Source organism: Ornithinimicrobium pratense (assembly GCF_008843165.1).
In the GTDB taxonomy this organism is placed as follows: domain Bacteria; phylum Actinomycetota; class Actinomycetes; order Actinomycetales; family Dermatophilaceae; genus Ornithinicoccus; species Ornithinicoccus pratensis.
The window spans coordinates 1008620-1025222 of sequence record NZ_CP044427.1; the positions used below are offsets into that span (position 1 = coordinate 1008620).

Sequence of the window (16603 nt, forward strand, 5' to 3'; positions counted from 1 at the left end):
AGCTGCCGCTGCACGAGGGCGGCGTGCTCGGCCGGTTCGGCCGCACGCTCGTGACGCCCGGCGGCGCCGTCTTCGTCCTCGTCGTACTGCTGCTGGCCGCAGTGGTCAGCGCCAACCCCAGCTTCGGCGAGCCCGGCTCGCTCATCCGCTTCATCGGCCGCACGGCCCCGATCGCGATTGCGGCGATCGGGCAGTACTTCGTCATCGTCTCCGGCGAGTTCGACCTGTCGATGGGCTCGGTCGTGGCCATGCAGGTGGTCCTCGCGGGCAACCTCATCGGCCAGGACGAGTCGCGCATCCTGCCGGTGATGCTGCTCATGGTCGCCCTCGGTGCGCTCGTCGGCATCATCAACGGGCTGGCGACCACGATCCTGAAGGTGCCCAGCTTCATCGTCACCCTCGGCATGATGCTGGCGCTGTCCGGCCTGGTCCTTTACCTCACCGGCGGCGCCGCCACCGGCAACCCGGTCGACAGCTTCCGGCAGATCGGCCGCGGAGGCATCCGCGACGTCCCGGTCCTTGACATCATTCCCTACCCGGCGATCATCCTCCTCGTCGTCGCCCTCGGCGCCGTGTGGCTCATGCGCCGACCCTTCGGCCGGACCCTGGTGGCCACCGGGGACAACCCTGAGGCCGCCCGCCTGTCCGGCGCCTCCGTGTGGTGGGTCAAGACCCGCGCCTTCGTGCTGTCCTCCCTCGCCGCGACCGTCTCCGGGATCATCCTCGTCGGGTATGCCGGGGTGCACCCCTCGGTGGGCAGCGGTTACGAGTTCACCGCGATCACCGCGGTCGTCATCGGCGGGGTCGTCCTCGGCGGCGGCCGCGGATGGGTGCTCTCGGCCGCGGCCGGGGCCTTCGCCCTGGAACTGCTCTTCACCCTGCTGAACTTCCTGGGTGTCGCCTCGACCTGGCGGCCCACCGTGCAGGGCGTGATCATCATCCTCGCCGTCGCCGCGTCCGCCCGGGTATGGAGCGGCGTCCGGCGCCCCGACAAGGGCCTGCTGAACCGGCATACCGGAAACTCCGACGAGCCCGACGCCCCCAACGAGCCCGACGCCCCCGACCGCAGCTCAACCTCTACTACCACCACCACGCCCACCCCGGGCACGACAACAGGAGAGAACTGATGCGCAGGAAGAAGATCGGCAGCCTCATGGCTGCCACCGCCGCGCTGGCCATGCTGGCGGCGTGCTCGACCGATGAGTCCCTCGACGACCCCACCGGGCAGGCCGAGAACCCGGCCGCTGAGCCCGAGGGCGGCGACGACACCGCAGACGACACCGGCGACGACACCGGCGACGACGAGGAAGCGGGTGAGGAGGCCGGCGGCTCGGACGACTGGTTCGACCAGGCCGTCTACGACGAGCAGTACGAGCAGCGTTCGGCCACCTTCGAGGGTGACGCGTCCGCGCCGCACCTGCAGTACATCGACGGTGAGATGACCGACACCTCCGAGTTCGCCACCGACGAGGCGATGAAGGTCTGCTTCTCCAACGCCTCGATCTCCAACCCGTGGCGGCAGACCGGCTGGATCACGATGAACGAGCAGCTCAAGGAACTGCAGGACGCCGGGGTCATCTCCGAGATGGAGACCCGCGACGCCCAGGACGACGACAACACTCAGATCGCCGACATCGACTACTTCATCGCCGAGGCCGGCTGCGACGCGTTCGTCATCTCGCCCAACTCCACCGCGGCGATGACGCCCGCGGTCGAGCGGGCCTGCGACACGGGCATGCCGGTCGTCGTCTTCGACCGCGGCGTGGAGACCGACTGCGCCACCACGTTCATCCACCCCATCGGTGGCTACGCCTGGGGCATCGACACGGCCGAGTTCCTCGTCGAGAACCTCGAGGAGGGCGACAAGGTCGTCGCGCTGCGCATCCTGCCCGGCGTCGACGTGCTTGAGCACCGGTGGGCCTCCGCCGAGAAGATCTTCGAGGAGAACGGCATCGAGGCGGTCGACTACTTCACCGGCGCCGACCCGACCGAGATCAAGAAGATCATCTCCGATGAGCTGGCCCGCGGCGACGTCCACGGCGTGTGGATGGACGCCGGTGACGGTGCCGTCGCCGCCATCGAGGCCTTCGAGGACGCCGGCGCGGACTACCCGGTCATGACCGGTGAGGACGAGATGAGCTTCCTGCGCAAGTGGGAGGAGACCGGGCTGACCGGTATGGCGCCGGTCTACTCCAACTTCCAGTGGCGCACCCCGCTGCTGGCGCTGGAGATGATCGCCGCCGGCGAGGAGATCCCCGCCGAGTGGGTCCTGCCCCAGGCACCGATCACCGAGGACGAGCGCGGCGACTTCCTGACCGCCAACGACGGCATGCCCGACGGGCACTACGCCAAGTTCGGCGGCGAGGACCTGCCCGGCTACCCGCAGGTGTGGCAGGACCGCCAGATCCCGTGAGACCCCTGGGCGTCAACACGTGGGTCTGGACGTCCCCGCTGACCGACCGGCAGCTGCCCGAGCTGCTCGGGAGGGTCGCGGAGATGGGCTTCGACGCGGTCGAGCTGCCGCTGGAGTCCGCGGGCGACCTCACGGTCCCCGCCGTCCGGGCCTCGTTGGACGCCACCGGGCTGCAGCCGCACGTCGTCGGGGCGATGGCCCCGGGTCGCGACCTCGTCGTCGCCGCCCCGGGCGCCGTCGCCACGACGCAGGACTACCTGCGCCGGTGCGTTGACCTCGCGGCAGGTATCGGTGCCCCGGCGGTGTGCGGGCCGTTCTACGCCGCGACCGGCCGGGTCTGGCGGATGACGTCGACCGAGCGGGAGGCGACCTACCAGGAGTGGAGGGAGCACCTCGCCCCGGTCGTCGAGCACGCGGCCCAGGCCGGCGTGCGGATCGGGATCGAGCCGCTCAACCGCTACGAGACGTCGCTGGTGAACACGGTCGAGCAGGCCCTCACCGGGCTGGGGGGCCTGCTCGGCCCGGCGTGCGGTCTCGCGCTGGACACCTACCACCTGGGCATCGAGGAGCGCTCCTCCGCCGACGCCGTGCTGCGGGCGGGGGAACACCTCGTGCACGTGCAGGTCTGCGGCAACGACCGCGGCGCTCCCGGCGACGACCAGACCGACTGGCCGGGAATCCTTGCCGCGCTCGACGAGGTCGGTTATACCGGCGCGCTGTGCATCGAGAGCTTCACCGCCGAGAACGCCGCCATTGCCACCGCCGCCTCCATCTGGCGGCCGCTGGCGCCCACGCAGGACGACCTGGCTGCCGACGGCCTAGCCTTCCTGCGCTCGCTGACCACCTGACGCTCAACCCACCCGAGCGTCCGACCACCTGCACCATCCTTTCGAAGAAGGAGAGACCCTTGGCAGCTGGAGCGCCCGAGCCCCTCGGCGTAGCCGTCGTCGGCTACTCGTTCATGGGCAAGGCCCACTCCAACGCCTGGCGCAATGTCGCGGCGTTCTACCCCGACGTCCCGCCGGTGCGGATGCAGGTCCTCGTCGGCCGGGACGCGGACGCGGTCGGGCAGGCCGCCCGGCGCTACGGCTGGGCCGAGGCCGCCACCGACTGGCGGGCCGTCGTCGAGCGGGACGACATCGACATCGTCGACGTGTGCACGCCGGGCCACCTGCATGCCGAGGTGGCGCTGGCCGCGCTCGCCGCCGGAAAGCACGTCATCGTCGAGAAGCCTCTGGCCAACACGGTGGCCGAGTCGGAGGCGCTGGTCGAAGCCGCCCGGCAGGAGGGGGCCGGGCGGACGATGCTGGCGCACAACTACCGCCGGGTGCCGGCGCTCGCGCTGGCCCGCTCGCTCGTGGCCGAGGGCCGCATCGGGCGGGTCCGGGAGGTTCGTCTGGCCTACCTGCAGGACTGGCTGGCCGACGACGCCGCGCCGATGACCTGGCGGCTGCGCAAGGAGACGGCCGGGTCCGGTGCGCTCGGCGACCTCGGCTCGCACGCCGTCGACCAGCTGCATGCCATCCTCGGCGAGCCGGTAACCAGCGTGCGCGGCGAGCTGCGCACCTTCGTGCCCCGGCGGCCGGGCCCTGACGGGCCCGAGGAGGTGACCGTCGACGACGCCGCCTGGGCGACACTGCATACCGCGTCCGGGGTGGTGGCCAGCCTGGAGGTGAGCCGGGTCGCGACCGGCCGCAAGAACGCCCTCCAGGTCGAGGTCTACGGCACGAGCGGGTCGCTGCGCTTCGACCTGGAGCGGCTCAACGAACTGGTGCTGCACGAGAGCACCGGCTCGGCGACCGACGGCCCCAAGCAGATCCTCGTCACCGAGCCTGAGCACCCCTACGTGGACGCCTGGTGGCCGCCCGGGCACACGCTGGGCTGGGACTCCACCTTCACCGCACAGGCCGCGGACCTGCTGCGGGCGATCACCGGCGGGGGAGAGCTGCTGCCGAGCTTCGCCGACGGGCTGTCCGTCCAGCGGGTCCTGGCGGCGATCGAGGCCAGCCACGCGGCCGGGGGCGTGACCACGCCGACCGGCAACGAGGAGACGCTGGACGCCTGCCCGCCCACCGCCTACCCCTGATCCTGACCCGACGAAGGAGACATGATGGCCAAGACGTTCACCCTCTTTACCGGCCAGTGGGCCGACCTGACGCTGGAGGAGGTCGCTGAGCTCGCCGCAGGCTGGGGTTATGACGGGCTGGAGATCGCGGTCTCCGGCGAGCACCTGGACGCCTGGCGCTGGGATGACGACGAGTATGTCGAGGGCAGACTGGAGATCCTGCGCCGCCATGGCCTGGGGGTCTGGGCGATCTCCAACCACCTCAAGGGCCAGGCGGTCTGCGATGACCCCATCGACGAGCGACACAAGGCCATCGTCGGCCCACGGGTCTGGGGCGACGGCGACCCCGAGGGCGTGCGGCAGCGGGCCGCGGAAGAGCTGAAGCTCACCGCCAGGCTTGCGCAGAAGCTGGGGGTCAAGACCGTCGTCGGCTTCACCGGCTCCTCGATCTGGCAGTACATCGCGATGTTCCCGCCCGTCCCCGCTGAGCGCATCGAGGCCGGTTATCAGGACTTCGCCGACCGGTGGAACCCGATCCTCGACGTCTTCGATGAGTGCGGGGTGCGGTTCGCCCACGAGGTGCACCCCAGCGAGATCGCCTACGACTACTGGTCGACCGTCCGCACGCTTCAGGCCGTCGGGCACCGCGAGGCCTTCGGGCTCAACTGGGACCCGAGCCACATGATGTGGCAGGGCATCGACCCCGTCGGGTTCATCACCGACTTCGCCGACCGGATCTACCACGTGGACTGCAAGGACACCCGGATGCGGATGGGCGGCGGCCGCAACGGCATCTTGTCCTCCCACCTGGCGTGGGGCGACCAGCGCCGCGGCTGGGACTTCGTCTCCGCCGGGCGCGGTGACGTGCCCTGGGAGGACTGCTTCCGCGCGCTGGCCCATGCCGGCTACGACGGCCCGGTCTCGGTGGAGTGGGAGGACGCGTCGATGGACCGGCTGCACGGTGCGCCCGAGGCGCTGGCCTACCTCAGGCGGTTCGACTACCCGACAGCCACGACCTCCTTCGACTCCGCGTTCAGCCAGGAGTAGCGGTCAGCCCGCGGCGGTGCGCAGCTTGTCCAGGAGCGGCTTGGCGCACTCGGCCAGGAACTGGTCCTGGCTCTGGCCGCCGACCTGCACCATGGCGATGTCGGTGAAGCCCGCCTCCCAGTAGGGGCGGACCGCCTCGACGATCGCGTCCAGGTCGGGCCCGCAGGGGATCTGCTCGGCCACGTCCTCGGGCCGGACGAACTGGGTCGCCCCCGCGAAGCCGGCTGTCGTCGGCAGGTCGGCGTTGACGGCCCAGCCGCCGGCGAACCAGCGGAACTGCTCGTGCGCCCGCTCGACCGCGCGCTGCTCGTCGGGGTCCCAACAGATCGGGATCTGGCCGATCGCGCGGGCCGGCCCGCCCTGACCGATCCGCGGGGCGCCGTCCGTGTCGTTCCACTGCTGGAAGTACTCGCGGGAGGGCTCGGTCGCGATGAGGTGGTCGGCCAGCGGCGCGAACCGGGCTATGGCCTCCTGGCCGCCGACCGCTACGGCGATGTCGACCCCCTCCTCGGGCAGGTCCCAGACCCGGGCCGAGGGCACGTCGAAGTACTCGCCCCGGTGCTCGACCAGCTCACCGGTGTGCAAGGCGCGGATGATCTCGATGGCCTCGGCGAGCATCTCCTGACGGGTGCCGACGGTCGGCCAGCCCTGTCCTACGACGTGCTCGTTGAGGTTCTCCCCGCTGCCCAGGCCCAGGGTGAACCGGCCGTCGGCCAGGATCTGCAGGGTCGCCGCCTTCTGCGCCACGACGGCAGGGTTGGTAACGCATGGTCGGACAGGTGACGTAGGTCATCAGCTCCACCCGCTGCGTCGCGTGGGCGACGGCGCCCAGGACGGTCCAGGCATAGGGGGAGTGCCCCTGGGCCGACAGCCACGGGAAGTAGTGGTCGCTGCTCACCTCAAAGTCGAAGCCGGCCTCCTCCGCGCCGACGGCGAAGCGGACGAGCTCTTTGGGGCCAGCCTGCTCGGTCATCAGGGTGTAGCCGAAACGGATGTCGCTCATGGCCCCATCGTGACGGGATCACCGAGGTCCTGCGCGCCGAAGAGATGCTACGACGGCCGGCTGGGTCACTCAGGCTGTCCAGCGCCTGCAGCAGATCTCGGCGGTAGAGTTGCCCCCGCAGCGACGGCGGGGCCGCCGTCGCTTTGCCATGGGGCTCGTCCGGCCCTACCGCGTCGCCGACGCCCCCGTCCAGCCACCGCTGACCGCAGCCTGCCCGAAGGAGCCCGATGCTCGAGCCGCGCACCACCGAGGTGCCCCAGGAGCCGCATACCCCCGTCGTGCCGGAGGCGGGGGAGCGGGAGACCTCGAGCCTGGCAGCGCTGCGCAACCCGCGGCGGCTGCGCACCGAGGTGCTGGCCGGCCTGGTCGTGGCGCTCGCGCTGATCCCTGAAGCCATCTCGTTCTCGATCATCGCCGGTGTCGACCCCAGGGTGGGGTTGTTCTCCAGCTTCATCATGGCGGTCACGATCGCCTTCGTCGGCGGACGGCCGGCGATGATCACCGCGGCGACCGGGGCCGTGGCGCTCGTCATCGCGCCGGTGGCGCGCGAGCACGGGATGGACTACTTCATCGCCACGGTCATCCTCGCCGGGATCCTGCAGATCGTGCTGGCCGTCCTGGGCGTGGCCAAGCTCATGCGGTTCATCCCGCGCATGGTCATGGTCGGCTTCGTCAACGCCCTCGCCATCCTCATCTTCCTGGCCCAGCTGCCCTACCTCATCGGGGTGCCGTGGCTGGTCTACCCGCTGGTCGTCCTCGGGCTGCTGATCCTGGTGGGCCTGCCGCGGCTGACCACCGTCGTGCCGGCGCCCCTGGTCGCGATCGTGGTGATCACCCTGCTGATGTGGGGGGCCGGCTGGCAGCTGCCCGACGTCGCCGACCAGGGCGAGCTGCCCACCTCCTTGCCCCAGCTGTTCATCCCGAACGTGCCGCTGAGTGTGGAGACCCTGCAGATCATCGGCCCCTACGCGCTGGCGATGGCCCTGGTCGGCCTGCTGGAGTCGCTGATGACCGCCAAGCTGGTCGACGGCATCACCGACACCCACTCCGACAAGACTCGGGAGAGCTGGGGCCAGGGCGTGGCCAACATGGCCTCCGGCCTTTTCGGTGGCATGGGTGGCTGCGCGATGATCGGCCAGACGATGATCAACGTCAAGGTCTCGGGCGCGCGGACCCGGATCTCCACCTTCCTCGCCGGCGTCTTCCTGCTTGCCCTCGTGCTCGGTGCCGGGCCGCTGGTCGGGATGATCCCGATGGCCGCACTCGTGGCGGTGATGGTCATGGTCTCGGTGGCGACCTTCGACTGGCACAGCATCCACCCGGCCACCCTCCGGCGGATGCCGCACAGCGAGAACCTGGTCATGCTCCTGACCGTCGCCGTCACGGTGATCACCGAGAACCTGGCCTACGGCGTCATCGTCGGCGTCAACGCGGCGATCATCCTCTTCGCCCGGCGGGTGGCTCACTTCGCTTCCGTCGACCGAGTCGCCGAGACCGACGTAGACGGGGGCGGCGAGCCCGACGTGCGCACCTACAAGGTGTCCGGCGAGCTCTTCTTCGCCACGAGCAACGACCTCGTCTACCAGTTCGACTACAGCGGCGACCCGTCCCGCGTGGTGATCGACCTGTCCGCGAGCCACATCTGGGACGCCTCCACGGTCGCGGCCCTGGACGCGGTGCAGGCCAAGTACGCCCGTCTCGGCAAGAGCGTGGAGATCGTCGGGCTGAACTGGTCATCGCAGGCTCGCCATCGACTGCTCACGGGGCAGTTTGGCGAGGAGTGACAGTCGGTCTGTCAGCCGTCCGGCGGCGTAGCCTGACGGTTGAGAAGAAACCAACACCGAAGAAACCAACACCGAAGAAACCAACACCGAAGAAGGAGCACGCGGTGGACGTCCTGGACGACCTGCTCGACCACGACCTGCGGCTTGTCGTCGTCGGGACGGCAGTGGGGGACTGTGCTGCGCGCCGGGGCCACTACTACGCCGGGCCCGGCCAGTCGTTCTGGACCCTGCTCGCGCGCGCCGGGCTCACACCGCGGGTGCTCCCGCCGCCCGACGACGCCACCCTGGTCGAGCACGGCATCGGGCTCACCGACCTGGTCAAGATCGAGGCGCAGTCGCACGGCCGTCAGCTGGTCTTCGACGTCCCCAGCCTGGCCGCCAAGCTCTCGGAGCACCGGCCCCGGTGGGTCGCCTTCAACGGCAAGGTCGCCGCGACCCACTGCGCCCGGTGGGCGGGTCACCGGCCTCCCGGGCTTGGCCTGCAGGACTGGACGTTCGCCGGCGCCCCGGTGTTCGTGCTGCCCAGCAGCTCGGGGGCGAACCGGCGCCGCGACTACGACGGCCGGCCCGACCGGGAGTCCTGGTGGGAGGACCTTGGCACCCTCGTCAGGAAGGAGGACCAGCCGACGCAGGCCACCAGCGCCTGAGCACCCGGCGGCTCACTGCTCCTTCAGCGGCTCCTTCAACGGTGAGGTGGCGGGCCCCTCCAGCACCCGCCCGTCGGCGCCGAAACGTGAGCCGTGCAGCGGGCAGTCCCAGGACATCTCGGCGTCGTTCCAGTTCAACTTGCCGCCCAGGTGCGTGCACACGGCCGAGACCTTGTGGGTCTGCCCGTCGACCGTGCTGCAGGCGACCATGCTCGCCCCGTCGCGCCCGACGACGCCCTCGCCCTCCGCGGGCGGCTGCTCGGGCAGCGTGCTGGCCATCCCGCTGGCCCAGCCCCGCGCCAGGTGCGCGGTGACCTCGGCGTTGATGCGACCCAGGCTGACCAGCCGTGACCCGGCGTTGCCGCGCTCCTGGTAGAGCCGCGCCCACTCCGGCACGTCCCCGGTCACCCACCCGGCCAGGGCGAGCGCGGCGGCCGCGCCGTTCGACATGCCCCACTTGCCGAAGCCGCTGGCGCACAACAGGGTCGGGTCTTCACCGGTCAGCGGCCCGACGACGGGTATGCCGTCCTCGCTGCGGTAGTCCTGCGCCGACCAGCTGTGCAGCTCCTCGGCGCCAGGGAAGACCTCCTGGGTCCAGTGCCGCAGGTCATCGACGTTGCCCTGGGGGTGCGGGTCGCGGCCCACCGTGTGCCCGTTGCCACCCACCAGCAAGACCTCCTCGCCGTCGACCGGCACCGAGCGGATCGAGCGGCTGGGGCTGTCGGCGGACAGGTACATCCCTTGCGGCGGCACGCCGCCCGGCAGTCGGTAGGACTGGGCGTAGGAGCGCTGGGGCTCCAGCCGGGCGAAGTGCATCCCCCGGTCAAGGATCGGCATGCCGGTCGCGAGAACCACGGTGCGCGCCAGCAGCGGGCCGTGGTCGGTGCGCGCCTCGTGCGGCGTCCCGGACTTCAGCCCCATGACCCGGACCCCTTCCACGATCCGGCCCCCGCCGGCCCGGATCTCGCGGGCCAGCTGTTCCAGCGCGATGAGCGTGTGCGCCTGCAGCTGGTCGCCCAGGCGCATGACCGCGATCGCGGGCACGGGATACTCCATCGCCTCGCCGCCCAGGGCCTGGACCGGCAGTCCGGCCTCGGTGGCGGCCTGCCACTCCTGCGTCAGCGAGTGCTTGCCCTTCTTCGTGGTCGCGTAGGTGAGCGCAGGCCGTCGCTGCAGCGCCGGCCCTTCTCCGATCACGTCCAGCCACCACTGCATGCCGACCCGGTTGGCCTCGACATACCGGCGCACCGCCTCCGGCCCGGCCTTGCTGCGGATGCGGGACAGCGTCGTGCCCTGCAGGAGGGACACCTTGCCGGTGGTGCGTGCGGTCGTCACCCCGCCCACCTCGCGGGCCTCCAGCACGACCACGTCCAGGCCCTGCTGCACGAGGGCGTGCGCGGTGGCCAGACCGGTGAGGCCGGCACCTACGACCAGCACCTCGCAGCTGGCGCCGCCGGGCCAGGGGTCGGTCTCGGGTCGGGGTGCCGTTGCCTGCCAGAGGGACGTCATGTCCACCAACTGCCTTCCTCGCGCGTGCCGGCGGCGCCTCCACCGGGTCGTCCGACCATCGTGGGCCGGTCACGGCGGGGCCGCTCGGTGAAGTGGCCCCCGCGGCCGCCGCGCGGCTGCTCGGTGGGTGGTTGCCCGCCGCTCAGGTGTGGTCGCCGCGTCGGCGGACAGCCAAGGTGATGGACAGCGCCGCCAGGAGGACTGCCATGGCATAGGCCGCGACGTCACCCAGACCCATCATCAGTAGCAGCAGGCCCGCGGCGGACTGGATCGCACCTGCGACGAGGAAGGCGTTGTCACCGTAGAGGTGGGCGAAGGGAAAGTAGTGGCTCCCGACCGCGATCATGGCCAGGGGGAAGAACGCTGCGGGCAGGTGCGGTGCCAGCAGCCACAGCGCCAGCAGCATCACGGCCATCGTGGCGGCGGACTGGATCGCCAGACCCCGCATCGGGTGCCCGGCCGGTAGGTCAGGGCGGCCGGTGAGCAGGCGGTTCAGCAGCAGGTTGGCCGGGAAGATCAGGACGGCGCCACCGAGGAAGAGCACGGCTGCCCCGACCGGCACACCGACGGTGCTGGCCACCACTCCTGCCGTCAGCCAGACCACGGCAGCGACGGCGGGACCGCCAAAGCCTCCTGAGTAGACCTCCCGGACGTCAGCCTGCGCCTGAGCGATCGTCATGTCGGTCCCCATGCTGCGTCACTCTAGTCACCGCGTCGGCTTCCCCTCCTGCCAGCGTCGACCCGATGAGGGTCTGCCTTCGACGCGGCCCAACGGCGCGCGCCCGCCCACGGCGAGGCCGCTCGGTGAAGCGTCCTCTTGTGCGGCAGGCTGTCCCCATGGTGTCCTCCGAGCCGGCCAAGATCCGCAGGGCCGCGGCCCGGTATGCGGCAGAGCACGACGCGTACGTCGCCGCCACCGAGGCCTACGTCGCCCTGGTCACTCAGCTCCTCGACGACGCCGGCATCGACTACCTCGACGTCACTAGCCGCACCAAGTCCATCGACTCCTACGCCGGCAAACTCTCCCGGCGGGTCGACGGCCGGCTGGTCTACCCCGACCCCGTCCGCGACATCACCGACCAGATCGGGATCCGGGTCATCACCTATGTCCTGGGCGACGTGCGTGCCGTCGTCGAGCTGCTGGCCGACCAGCTGGTCATCCTCGAGGATCGCGACATGGGTCGGGAGACCGCGGCTGAGGGCCGTTGGGGCTATGCCAGCCGGCACCTGCTCGTCGGCCTCGACCCCGTGCGTGCCAGGGCCAAGGGTCCCTTGCGGGGCCGCAAGGCCTCAGTGCAGATCCGCACCGTGCTGCAGCACGCCTGGGCCGAGTTCGAGCACGACATCCGCTACAAGGGCTCGGTGCCCGAGGCTCATGCGCCCGACTTCGACCGGCGCTTTACCCTGGCTGCCGGGCTGCTGGAGCTGGCCGACCAGCAGTTCACCGCCATCCGCGACCGGCACCGCGAGGAGGTTGCCCCGCCCGTCGAGCCGGCCGACGACGACCCGCGCATCGGCAGCCAGGAGCTCTCGGCCTTCCTGGCCGGCCAGTTCGCCGACGCCGGCTGGTCCCGCACCGACCACTACGCGTGGGTCTCGGGGCTGCTGCTGGAACTGGGCATCACCTCCCTCACCGAGCTGCGTGACCTGCTGCGCAGCGTCGACACGGCCGAGATCGAGGCGAAGATGGGCTACCGCTACCCGCCTGGCGCCGTGCGCCGTCTCGACGATGCGCTCCTGTCCGTGTTCGGGGAGAAGTATGTGGCGCTGCACGGCAACGCGCACCGCACCGCGCTGCTCCAGACCCGGCTGGAGAAGTTGTCCGCGGCCTCCCCGTAGGCGCGGCCCCATCACGGCTCCCCTGGCCCGGGAGACCGCCGCCGGTGGTCGGCTGCCCGCCTCAGGGTCGGATGATCGTCACCCCGGGCGTGGTCCCGGTGTCCATCGCGGCCAGAGCCGCGGGTGCCTCCTCCAGGGTGATTCTCCGGGAGATCAGCCGCTCGGGGGTCAGCCGGCCGGTCGCGACGTCCTGCAGCATCCGGGGATAGTCGACCGCCGGCATCCCGTGGCTGCCCAGCACTCGCAGCTCGCGGGCGATGACGACGTGCATCGGCACCGTCGCCCGATCCTGCACCACCGCGGGCGGCAGCAGCCCGATCTGCAGGTGCCGGCCATGGGTGCGCAGGGTGAAGGTCGCGGCGCGGGCCGTCTGCACGCTGCCGAGCGCGTCCACCGCGACGTCCGCGCCGTGCGGCCAGAGGCCCCGGACCGCCTCCACGGTGTCCCGCTCCGCGGCGTCGACGGTGTGCGTGGCGCCGGCGTCGACCGCCAGCTCCAGCGCAGCCTCCGCAATGTCGACCGCGACGACCTCCGCACCCTGGGCGGCCGCGACCATCACCGCGGCGAGCCCGACCCCGCCGCACCCGAGGACCACGACCCGCTCACCCTCGCGGACCCGCGCCACATCGACCACACCCCGGTATGCGGTCGCGAACCGGCAGCCGAGACCCGCCGCGACGTCGGCACTGACCTGCCCCGGCAGCGGCACGACGTTAGCGTCGGCGCGGGGGACGGCGACGTACTCCGCGAACGACCCGGGCCCGTTGAACCCGGGCTGCCACTGGTCGGGGCAGACGTGGGAGCCACCGGCACGGCATACCGCGCAGGTGCCGCACCCGCACACGAACGGGACCACCACCCGATCACCGACCACCACCTGGTCCACCCCGGCCCCGACCGCATGCACCACACCGGCGAACTCGTGACCCGGCACGTGCGGCAGGTCGCGGATGTCATCGTCGTGGCCCTGCCAGGCGTGCCAGTCCGAGCGGCACAGGCCGGTCGCCTCCACGGCGACGACCACCCCGCCCGGCTCCGGCTCGGGGACGGCCACCTCGGCGACATAGGGCAGCTCGCCGAAGGCGTCGAAGAGGAGGGCGCGCATGGGCCTCATCCTGCCAGCACCAAGCGAGGACCTGAGTTCAGCTGCGCGGCAGCACGGTCAGCACCCGCTCGATGTGATCGCGGAACTCCTGCATGTAGTCGGTCAGGACGTTCTCCAGCTCCGGGTCGCTCACCGAGCCGTCCTCGGCATACACGTCCGGGGTGAAGGTGATGTAGGCCTCCGGGGCGGTCATCTGCCGGGCGTTGCAATAGCTCAGCACGCCCCGCAGGCTCTGCTGGGCCAGCGCGGTGCCGATGCCGCTGGGCGAGGCGCCGATGACGGCGACGGGCATGTGGTCGAAGGAGTTCTGGCCGTACGGGCGCGAGGCCCAGTCCAGGGCGTTCTTCAGCGCCCCCGGGATCGAGCGGTTGTACTCCGGGGTGAGGAACAGGACGGCGTCCGATGCGGCGATCGCGTCCTTGAGGGCGCGACCCTCCGGGGGGAACTCCTCGTCGAAGTCCGGGCTGTAGAGAGGCAGGTCCTTGATCGGGATCTCGGTGAACCTGAGGTCGTCGGGGGCATGGTGGATCAGCGCCTTGCTCAGCGTCCGGTTGATGGACGTGGACGACAGGCTGCCCACGAAGTAGCCGACCTGGTAGGTCACGATGTCCTCCTGTGCTCGGGCGATGCGGCCCGGGACCGGGCCGCACGCTTCCAGGCTGGCAGAGTCCCTGACCGCCCGCACCTTGGCGCATTCCAGACCTCCCGCCACCCTGCGTCGTGCGACATACTTGAGCGATGAAGGCGGTCGTCGCCGTGCTCGGGAGCACGACGTTGGTGGTCGACGGTGCAGCGGTGACGTTGCCCGCCCGCCCGCGCGCGGTGCTCACTGCCCTGGCGGTGACCTCTCCCGACGTCCTCGCGCCAGCACGGCTCGCGGACGCCCTCTGGCGCGGCAATCCGCCTCGCTCGGCGGCGAACGCCATCCAGGTCTACGTCTCAGCGATCCGCAAGGGCGCGCACGAGGCCGGCTGGGTGGGCGACTTCGTCCTGCACCGGGACGACGGCTACCTGCTCGACCCGGAGGTCCTGGTCGACCTCGACCAGCTGCAGGGCGCGGTGACTGAGGCCCAGCGCCTGCTCGACCGGCGCGACCCCGTCGGGGCCGAGCAGCTGCTGGCCGGACGCACCAACCTCGACCCCGCGCGCGTGCTGGCCGACCTGCCTGCGGAGTTCGGCCCTTCGGTGCGGCACGCGGGCCAAGCCTTGCTGGAGCGGGCCCGGCTGCTGCGGCTGCGGACCCTGATCTGGAGCGGCCGCGGTGAGGAGGCGCTGCCCACCCTGTTGGGGTTGTGCGACGAGCACCCCGAGCGGGGCGACGCGGTGGAGCTCGCCGCCCTGGCCTACTACGCCTCGAGCAGGCCCGCCGAGGCACTGGAGCTGCTGCGCCGGCACAGCGACCACCTGCGCCACGCCTTCGGCCTCGACCCGGGGGAGTGGCTGCACGTCCTACAGGGGCGGATCCTCAGCAACGACCTGACCCTGCTGCCGGACGTGGACCTCAGCACGACGGTGGTCTGTCCGCACACCCCCGCCAACGCGGTGTGGGACGCCGCCGTGTGCGCCCGCGCGGTCGGTGGGATGCTGGCCGGCGGAGCCACCAGCGAGGACATGCCTCCGTGCCTGCCGCGCAGCGTGACCCAGCTGGGCGAGTGGCCCTTCTTGCTCGAGCTCGTCGCGGGGGTCAAGGAGCATCAGGGCAACGTTGCTGCGCCCGTCGCGAATGAGACGCTCACGACCCAGCTGAAGAGCCCGCGTACGTATTGACACAAACCCTGCCTATCAACTACTTTTGTGGCAACACAAAGTTTGTCGAGACGGGGAGAACATATGTTGACCGACGCGATCGTCCTGGTGGGCCTGGGGGTGGTGGCCATCCTGCTGCCCCTTTCGTCCGGGTTTCGCTCCTGGCAGGTCGACGACCTGGCCCGCCGAGTGGGTGCCCGGGTGCGACCGGGCCTGCGTCCCGTCCTGGAGGTCAAGCTCACCCGGCGCACCCGGGGCGTCGGCGTCGGGATCCTGCTCGGCGGCCTGGCGCTCCTGCTGCTCGCGCTGCTCTGGCCGGGCGAGCCGCCCCTGGACGGCGGAGGCTGGCTCGTCGTCTCGCTCGTGGTCGTGCTCGGGGCGGGTGGCACCGTGGTGGCCGAGCTGCGGCACCCAGGGGTCCCGGGGGAGGGGCCGCGAGCGGCCAGAGCCCGCACGCCCGGCTTCAGCGACTACGTGCCGCGCCAGGCCGCCGGGCTCACCGGTGGGCTGGTCATGGGGGGCGTGCTCGCGCTGCTCGGCACCCTGCTCCTGGGGGGCTCGCAGTGGTTCTCCGCGGAGGTGCTGTGGCGCAGCCCGGTGCCGGTGCTGGTGGTGGCCCTGGTCGTCCTGACGCTGCTGAGCTGGTGGGCGGCCCACCGGGTCCTGGACGCCCCGCAGCCCGCCGCCGACGTGACCGAGCTCTACTGGCAGGACGCGTTGCGGGCCAACACGCTGACCGGGCTCCTGATGCCACTGGTCATCGTCGCCCTGCTGGGGCTCAGCGTCTGCGGGGCCGCGCTGGACGAGGCCGCCACACGCGTCGCGACGGAGGCCGGCCAGGTGGGTCCCGCCTGGAGCATGGCCCTGCTCGTCGCCGGCTATGTCCTGCCCTTCGTCATCGTGGTCACGCTGCTGGGGACCAGCCCGTGGTGGGCCCGGCCCCAGGCCGGCGAGCACTTCCGCAGCCGGCTGTGGCAGGGACGCTCGGCGGACGACCTGGAGGCCCGGGTCTGATGCTGGTCGTCGACCCGGGGTCGGCCGAGCCGCCCTTCGCTCAGGTTCGGCGCCAACTAGCCGAGCAGATCCGGAGCGGGCAGCTCTCGCCGGGGGACCGGTTGCCGACGGTGCGCCGGCTGGCCGGGGATCTGGAGATCGCCCCCAACACCGTGGCCCGGGCCTACCGTGAGCTCGAGACCGAGGGGCTGATCCAGGGCCGGGGACGGGCCGGGACCTACGTCTCGGCGGGCGCGTCGACGGACCAAGCCACGGCCCCCGCAGACACCCCCGCCATCCGCGACCCCTTGCTCCTGGCGGCCGCCCGACGCGCCGCCGACGCCTATGCCCGGCAGGCCCGCGACCTCGGACTCTCCCCGGCTGACGCCTTGGCGCTGGCCAGGGTCGCGCTGGGCGGCTGAGCCCCGGCGCTGGGCCGCGCGGTGCCGGCT

General features: G+C 71.5%; 15 protein-coding genes and 1 pseudogene. 11 read left to right on the forward strand and 5 right to left on the reverse strand.

All coding sequences use genetic code 11. From position 1 onward, the window contains the following. Window positions 1-2: 2 nt before the first annotated feature. Genes FY030_RS04545 through FY030_RS04565 form a run of 5 tightly spaced genes read left to right on the forward strand, consistent with a single transcriptional unit; the run spans window position 3 to window position 5525 of the window. A complete protein-coding gene (locus FY030_RS04545; protein ID WP_238348633.1) occupies window positions 3-1127 on the forward strand; it encodes an ABC transporter permease in 1125 nt (374 codons plus the stop codon). Next, window positions 1127-2413, forward strand: a complete 1287-nt coding sequence (locus FY030_RS04550; protein WP_238348551.1) for a substrate-binding domain-containing protein — start codon at window positions 1127-1129, stop codon at window positions 2411-2413. Before FY030_RS04545 ends, FY030_RS04550 begins: the two co-directional genes overlap by 1 nt. Further along, window positions 2410-3261 (forward strand): sugar phosphate isomerase/epimerase family protein, encoded by an 852-nt coding sequence (locus FY030_RS04555; protein WP_238348552.1) that lies wholly within the window; start codon window positions 2410-2412, stop codon window positions 3259-3261. Before FY030_RS04550 ends, FY030_RS04555 begins: the two co-directional genes overlap by 4 nt. Window positions 3262-3320: 59 nt before the next feature. Then, the gene (locus FY030_RS04560) at window positions 3321-4499 is read left to right on the forward strand and encodes a Gfo/Idh/MocA family protein (RefSeq protein WP_272950540.1); all 1179 of its coding nucleotides are present in this window, start codon (window positions 3321-3323) and stop codon (window positions 4497-4499) included. 24 nt (window positions 4500-4523) lie between these two features. Further along, window positions 4524-5525 carry a sugar phosphate isomerase/epimerase family protein gene (locus tag FY030_RS04565; RefSeq protein ID WP_158060475.1) on the forward strand — a complete coding sequence of 334 codons (1002 nt, stop codon included), beginning with the start codon at window positions 4524-4526 and terminating at the stop codon, window positions 5523-5525. A gap of 3 nt (window positions 5526-5528) precedes the next feature. On the opposite strand, the pseudogene FY030_RS04570 reads toward FY030_RS04565, so the two are convergent. Beyond that, window positions 5529-6528, reverse strand: a pseudogene (locus FY030_RS04570) (LLM class F420-dependent oxidoreductase). 227 nt (window positions 6529-6755) lie between these two features. Between FY030_RS04570 and FY030_RS04575 the strand changes: the two are divergent. Together FY030_RS04575 and FY030_RS04580 are read left to right on the forward strand one after the other, a co-directional pair. Next, entirely contained in the window at window positions 6756-8312 is a 1557-nt protein-coding gene (locus FY030_RS04575; protein WP_158060476.1) for a SulP family inorganic anion transporter, read from the forward strand. A gap of 104 nt (window positions 8313-8416) precedes the next feature. Then, the gene (locus FY030_RS04580) at window positions 8417-8959 is read left to right on the forward strand and encodes a mismatch-specific DNA-glycosylase (protein ID WP_192498720.1); all 543 of its coding nucleotides are present in this window, start codon (window positions 8417-8419) and stop codon (window positions 8957-8959) included. A 12-nt stretch (window positions 8960-8971) separates the two neighbouring features. On the opposite strand, the gene FY030_RS04585 is transcribed toward FY030_RS04580, so the two are convergent. Both FY030_RS04585 and FY030_RS04590 read right to left on the reverse strand, forming a co-directional pair. After that, window positions 8972-10468: an FAD-dependent oxidoreductase gene (locus FY030_RS04585; protein WP_158060477.1), complete on the reverse strand. Its 1497-nt coding sequence runs from the start codon at window positions 10466-10468 to the stop codon at window positions 8972-8974. Window positions 10469-10610: 142 nt separating this feature from the next. Then, on the reverse strand, window positions 10611-11159 hold the full coding sequence (locus tag FY030_RS04590; protein WP_158060478.1) for a DUF7010 family protein: 549 nt from the start codon (window positions 11157-11159) through the stop codon (window positions 10611-10613). A 146-nt stretch (window positions 11160-11305) separates the two neighbouring features. On the opposite strand from FY030_RS04590, the gene FY030_RS04595 reads away from it, so the two are divergent. Then, the gene (locus tag FY030_RS04595) at window positions 11306-12307 is read left to right on the forward strand and encodes a GTP pyrophosphokinase (protein ID WP_158060479.1); all 1002 of its coding nucleotides are present in this window, start codon (window positions 11306-11308) and stop codon (window positions 12305-12307) included. Window positions 12308-12368: 61 nt separating this feature from the next. Here the strand turns inward: FY030_RS04595 and FY030_RS04600 are convergent, their stop codons facing one another. Further along, window positions 12369-13412, reverse strand: coding sequence for an alcohol dehydrogenase catalytic domain-containing protein (locus FY030_RS04600; protein WP_158060480.1), 1044 nt, complete (start codon window positions 13410-13412; stop codon window positions 12369-12371). A gap of 37 nt (window positions 13413-13449) precedes the next feature. Beyond that, the gene (locus tag FY030_RS04605) at window positions 13450-14019 is read right to left on the reverse strand and encodes an NADPH-dependent FMN reductase (protein ID WP_158062641.1); all 570 of its coding nucleotides are present in this window, start codon (window positions 14017-14019) and stop codon (window positions 13450-13452) included. Window positions 14020-14150: 131 nt separating this feature from the next. Here FY030_RS04605 and FY030_RS04610 point away from each other — a divergent pair, with 131 nt between their 5' ends. The 3 genes from FY030_RS04610 (at window position 14151) to FY030_RS04620 (ending at window position 16573) form a co-directional block, all read left to right on the forward strand. Further along, window positions 14151-15179 (forward strand): AfsR/SARP family transcriptional regulator, encoded by a 1029-nt coding sequence (locus FY030_RS04610; protein ID WP_158060481.1) that lies wholly within the window; start codon window positions 14151-14153, stop codon window positions 15177-15179. A gap of 63 nt (window positions 15180-15242) precedes the next feature. Next, window positions 15243-16172 carry a hypothetical protein gene (locus FY030_RS04615; RefSeq protein WP_158060482.1) on the forward strand — a complete coding sequence of 310 codons (930 nt, stop codon included), beginning with the start codon at window positions 15243-15245 and terminating at the stop codon, window positions 16170-16172. Further along, window positions 16172-16573 carry a GntR family transcriptional regulator gene (locus tag FY030_RS04620; protein ID WP_192498721.1) on the forward strand — a complete coding sequence of 134 codons (402 nt, stop codon included), beginning with the start codon at window positions 16172-16174 and terminating at the stop codon, window positions 16571-16573. The genes FY030_RS04615 and FY030_RS04620 overlap by 1 nt, the downstream gene beginning before the upstream one ends. The last annotated feature ends 30 nt before the right edge of the window (window positions 16574-16603 follow it).

What these genes read in the sequence shown, in the direction of transcription:
- FY030_RS04565 (WP_158060475.1), top strand. Translation starts at nt 4,524, where the DNA reads ATGGCCAAGACGTTCACCCTCTTTACCGGCCAGTGGGCCGACCTGACG.
- FY030_RS04590 (WP_158060478.1), bottom strand. Translation starts at nt 11,159, where the DNA reads ATGGGGACCGACATGACGATCGCTCAGGCGCAGGCTGACGTCCGGGAG.
- FY030_RS04550 (WP_238348551.1), top strand. Translation starts at nt 1,127, where the DNA reads ATGCGCAGGAAGAAGATCGGCAGCCTCATGGCTGCCACCGCCGCGCTG.
- FY030_RS04575 (WP_158060476.1), top strand. Translation starts at nt 6,756, where the DNA reads ATGCTCGAGCCGCGCACCACCGAGGTGCCCCAGGAGCCGCATACCCCC.
- FY030_RS04585 (WP_158060477.1), bottom strand. Translation starts at nt 10,468, where the DNA reads ATGACGTCCCTCTGGCAGGCAACGGCACCCCGACCCGAGACCGACCCC.
- FY030_RS04620 (WP_192498721.1), top strand. Translation starts at nt 16,172, where the DNA reads ATGCTGGTCGTCGACCCGGGGTCGGCCGAGCCGCCCTTCGCTCAGGTT.
- FY030_RS04615 (WP_158060482.1), top strand. Translation starts at nt 15,243, where the DNA reads ATGTTGACCGACGCGATCGTCCTGGTGGGCCTGGGGGTGGTGGCCATC.
- FY030_RS04595 (WP_158060479.1), top strand. Translation starts at nt 11,306, where the DNA reads ATGGTGTCCTCCGAGCCGGCCAAGATCCGCAGGGCCGCGGCCCGGTAT.
- FY030_RS04610 (WP_158060481.1), top strand. Translation starts at nt 14,151, where the DNA reads ATGAAGGCGGTCGTCGCCGTGCTCGGGAGCACGACGTTGGTGGTCGAC.
- FY030_RS04600 (WP_158060480.1), bottom strand. Translation starts at nt 13,412, where the DNA reads ATGCGCGCCCTCCTCTTCGACGCCTTCGGCGAGCTGCCCTATGTCGCC.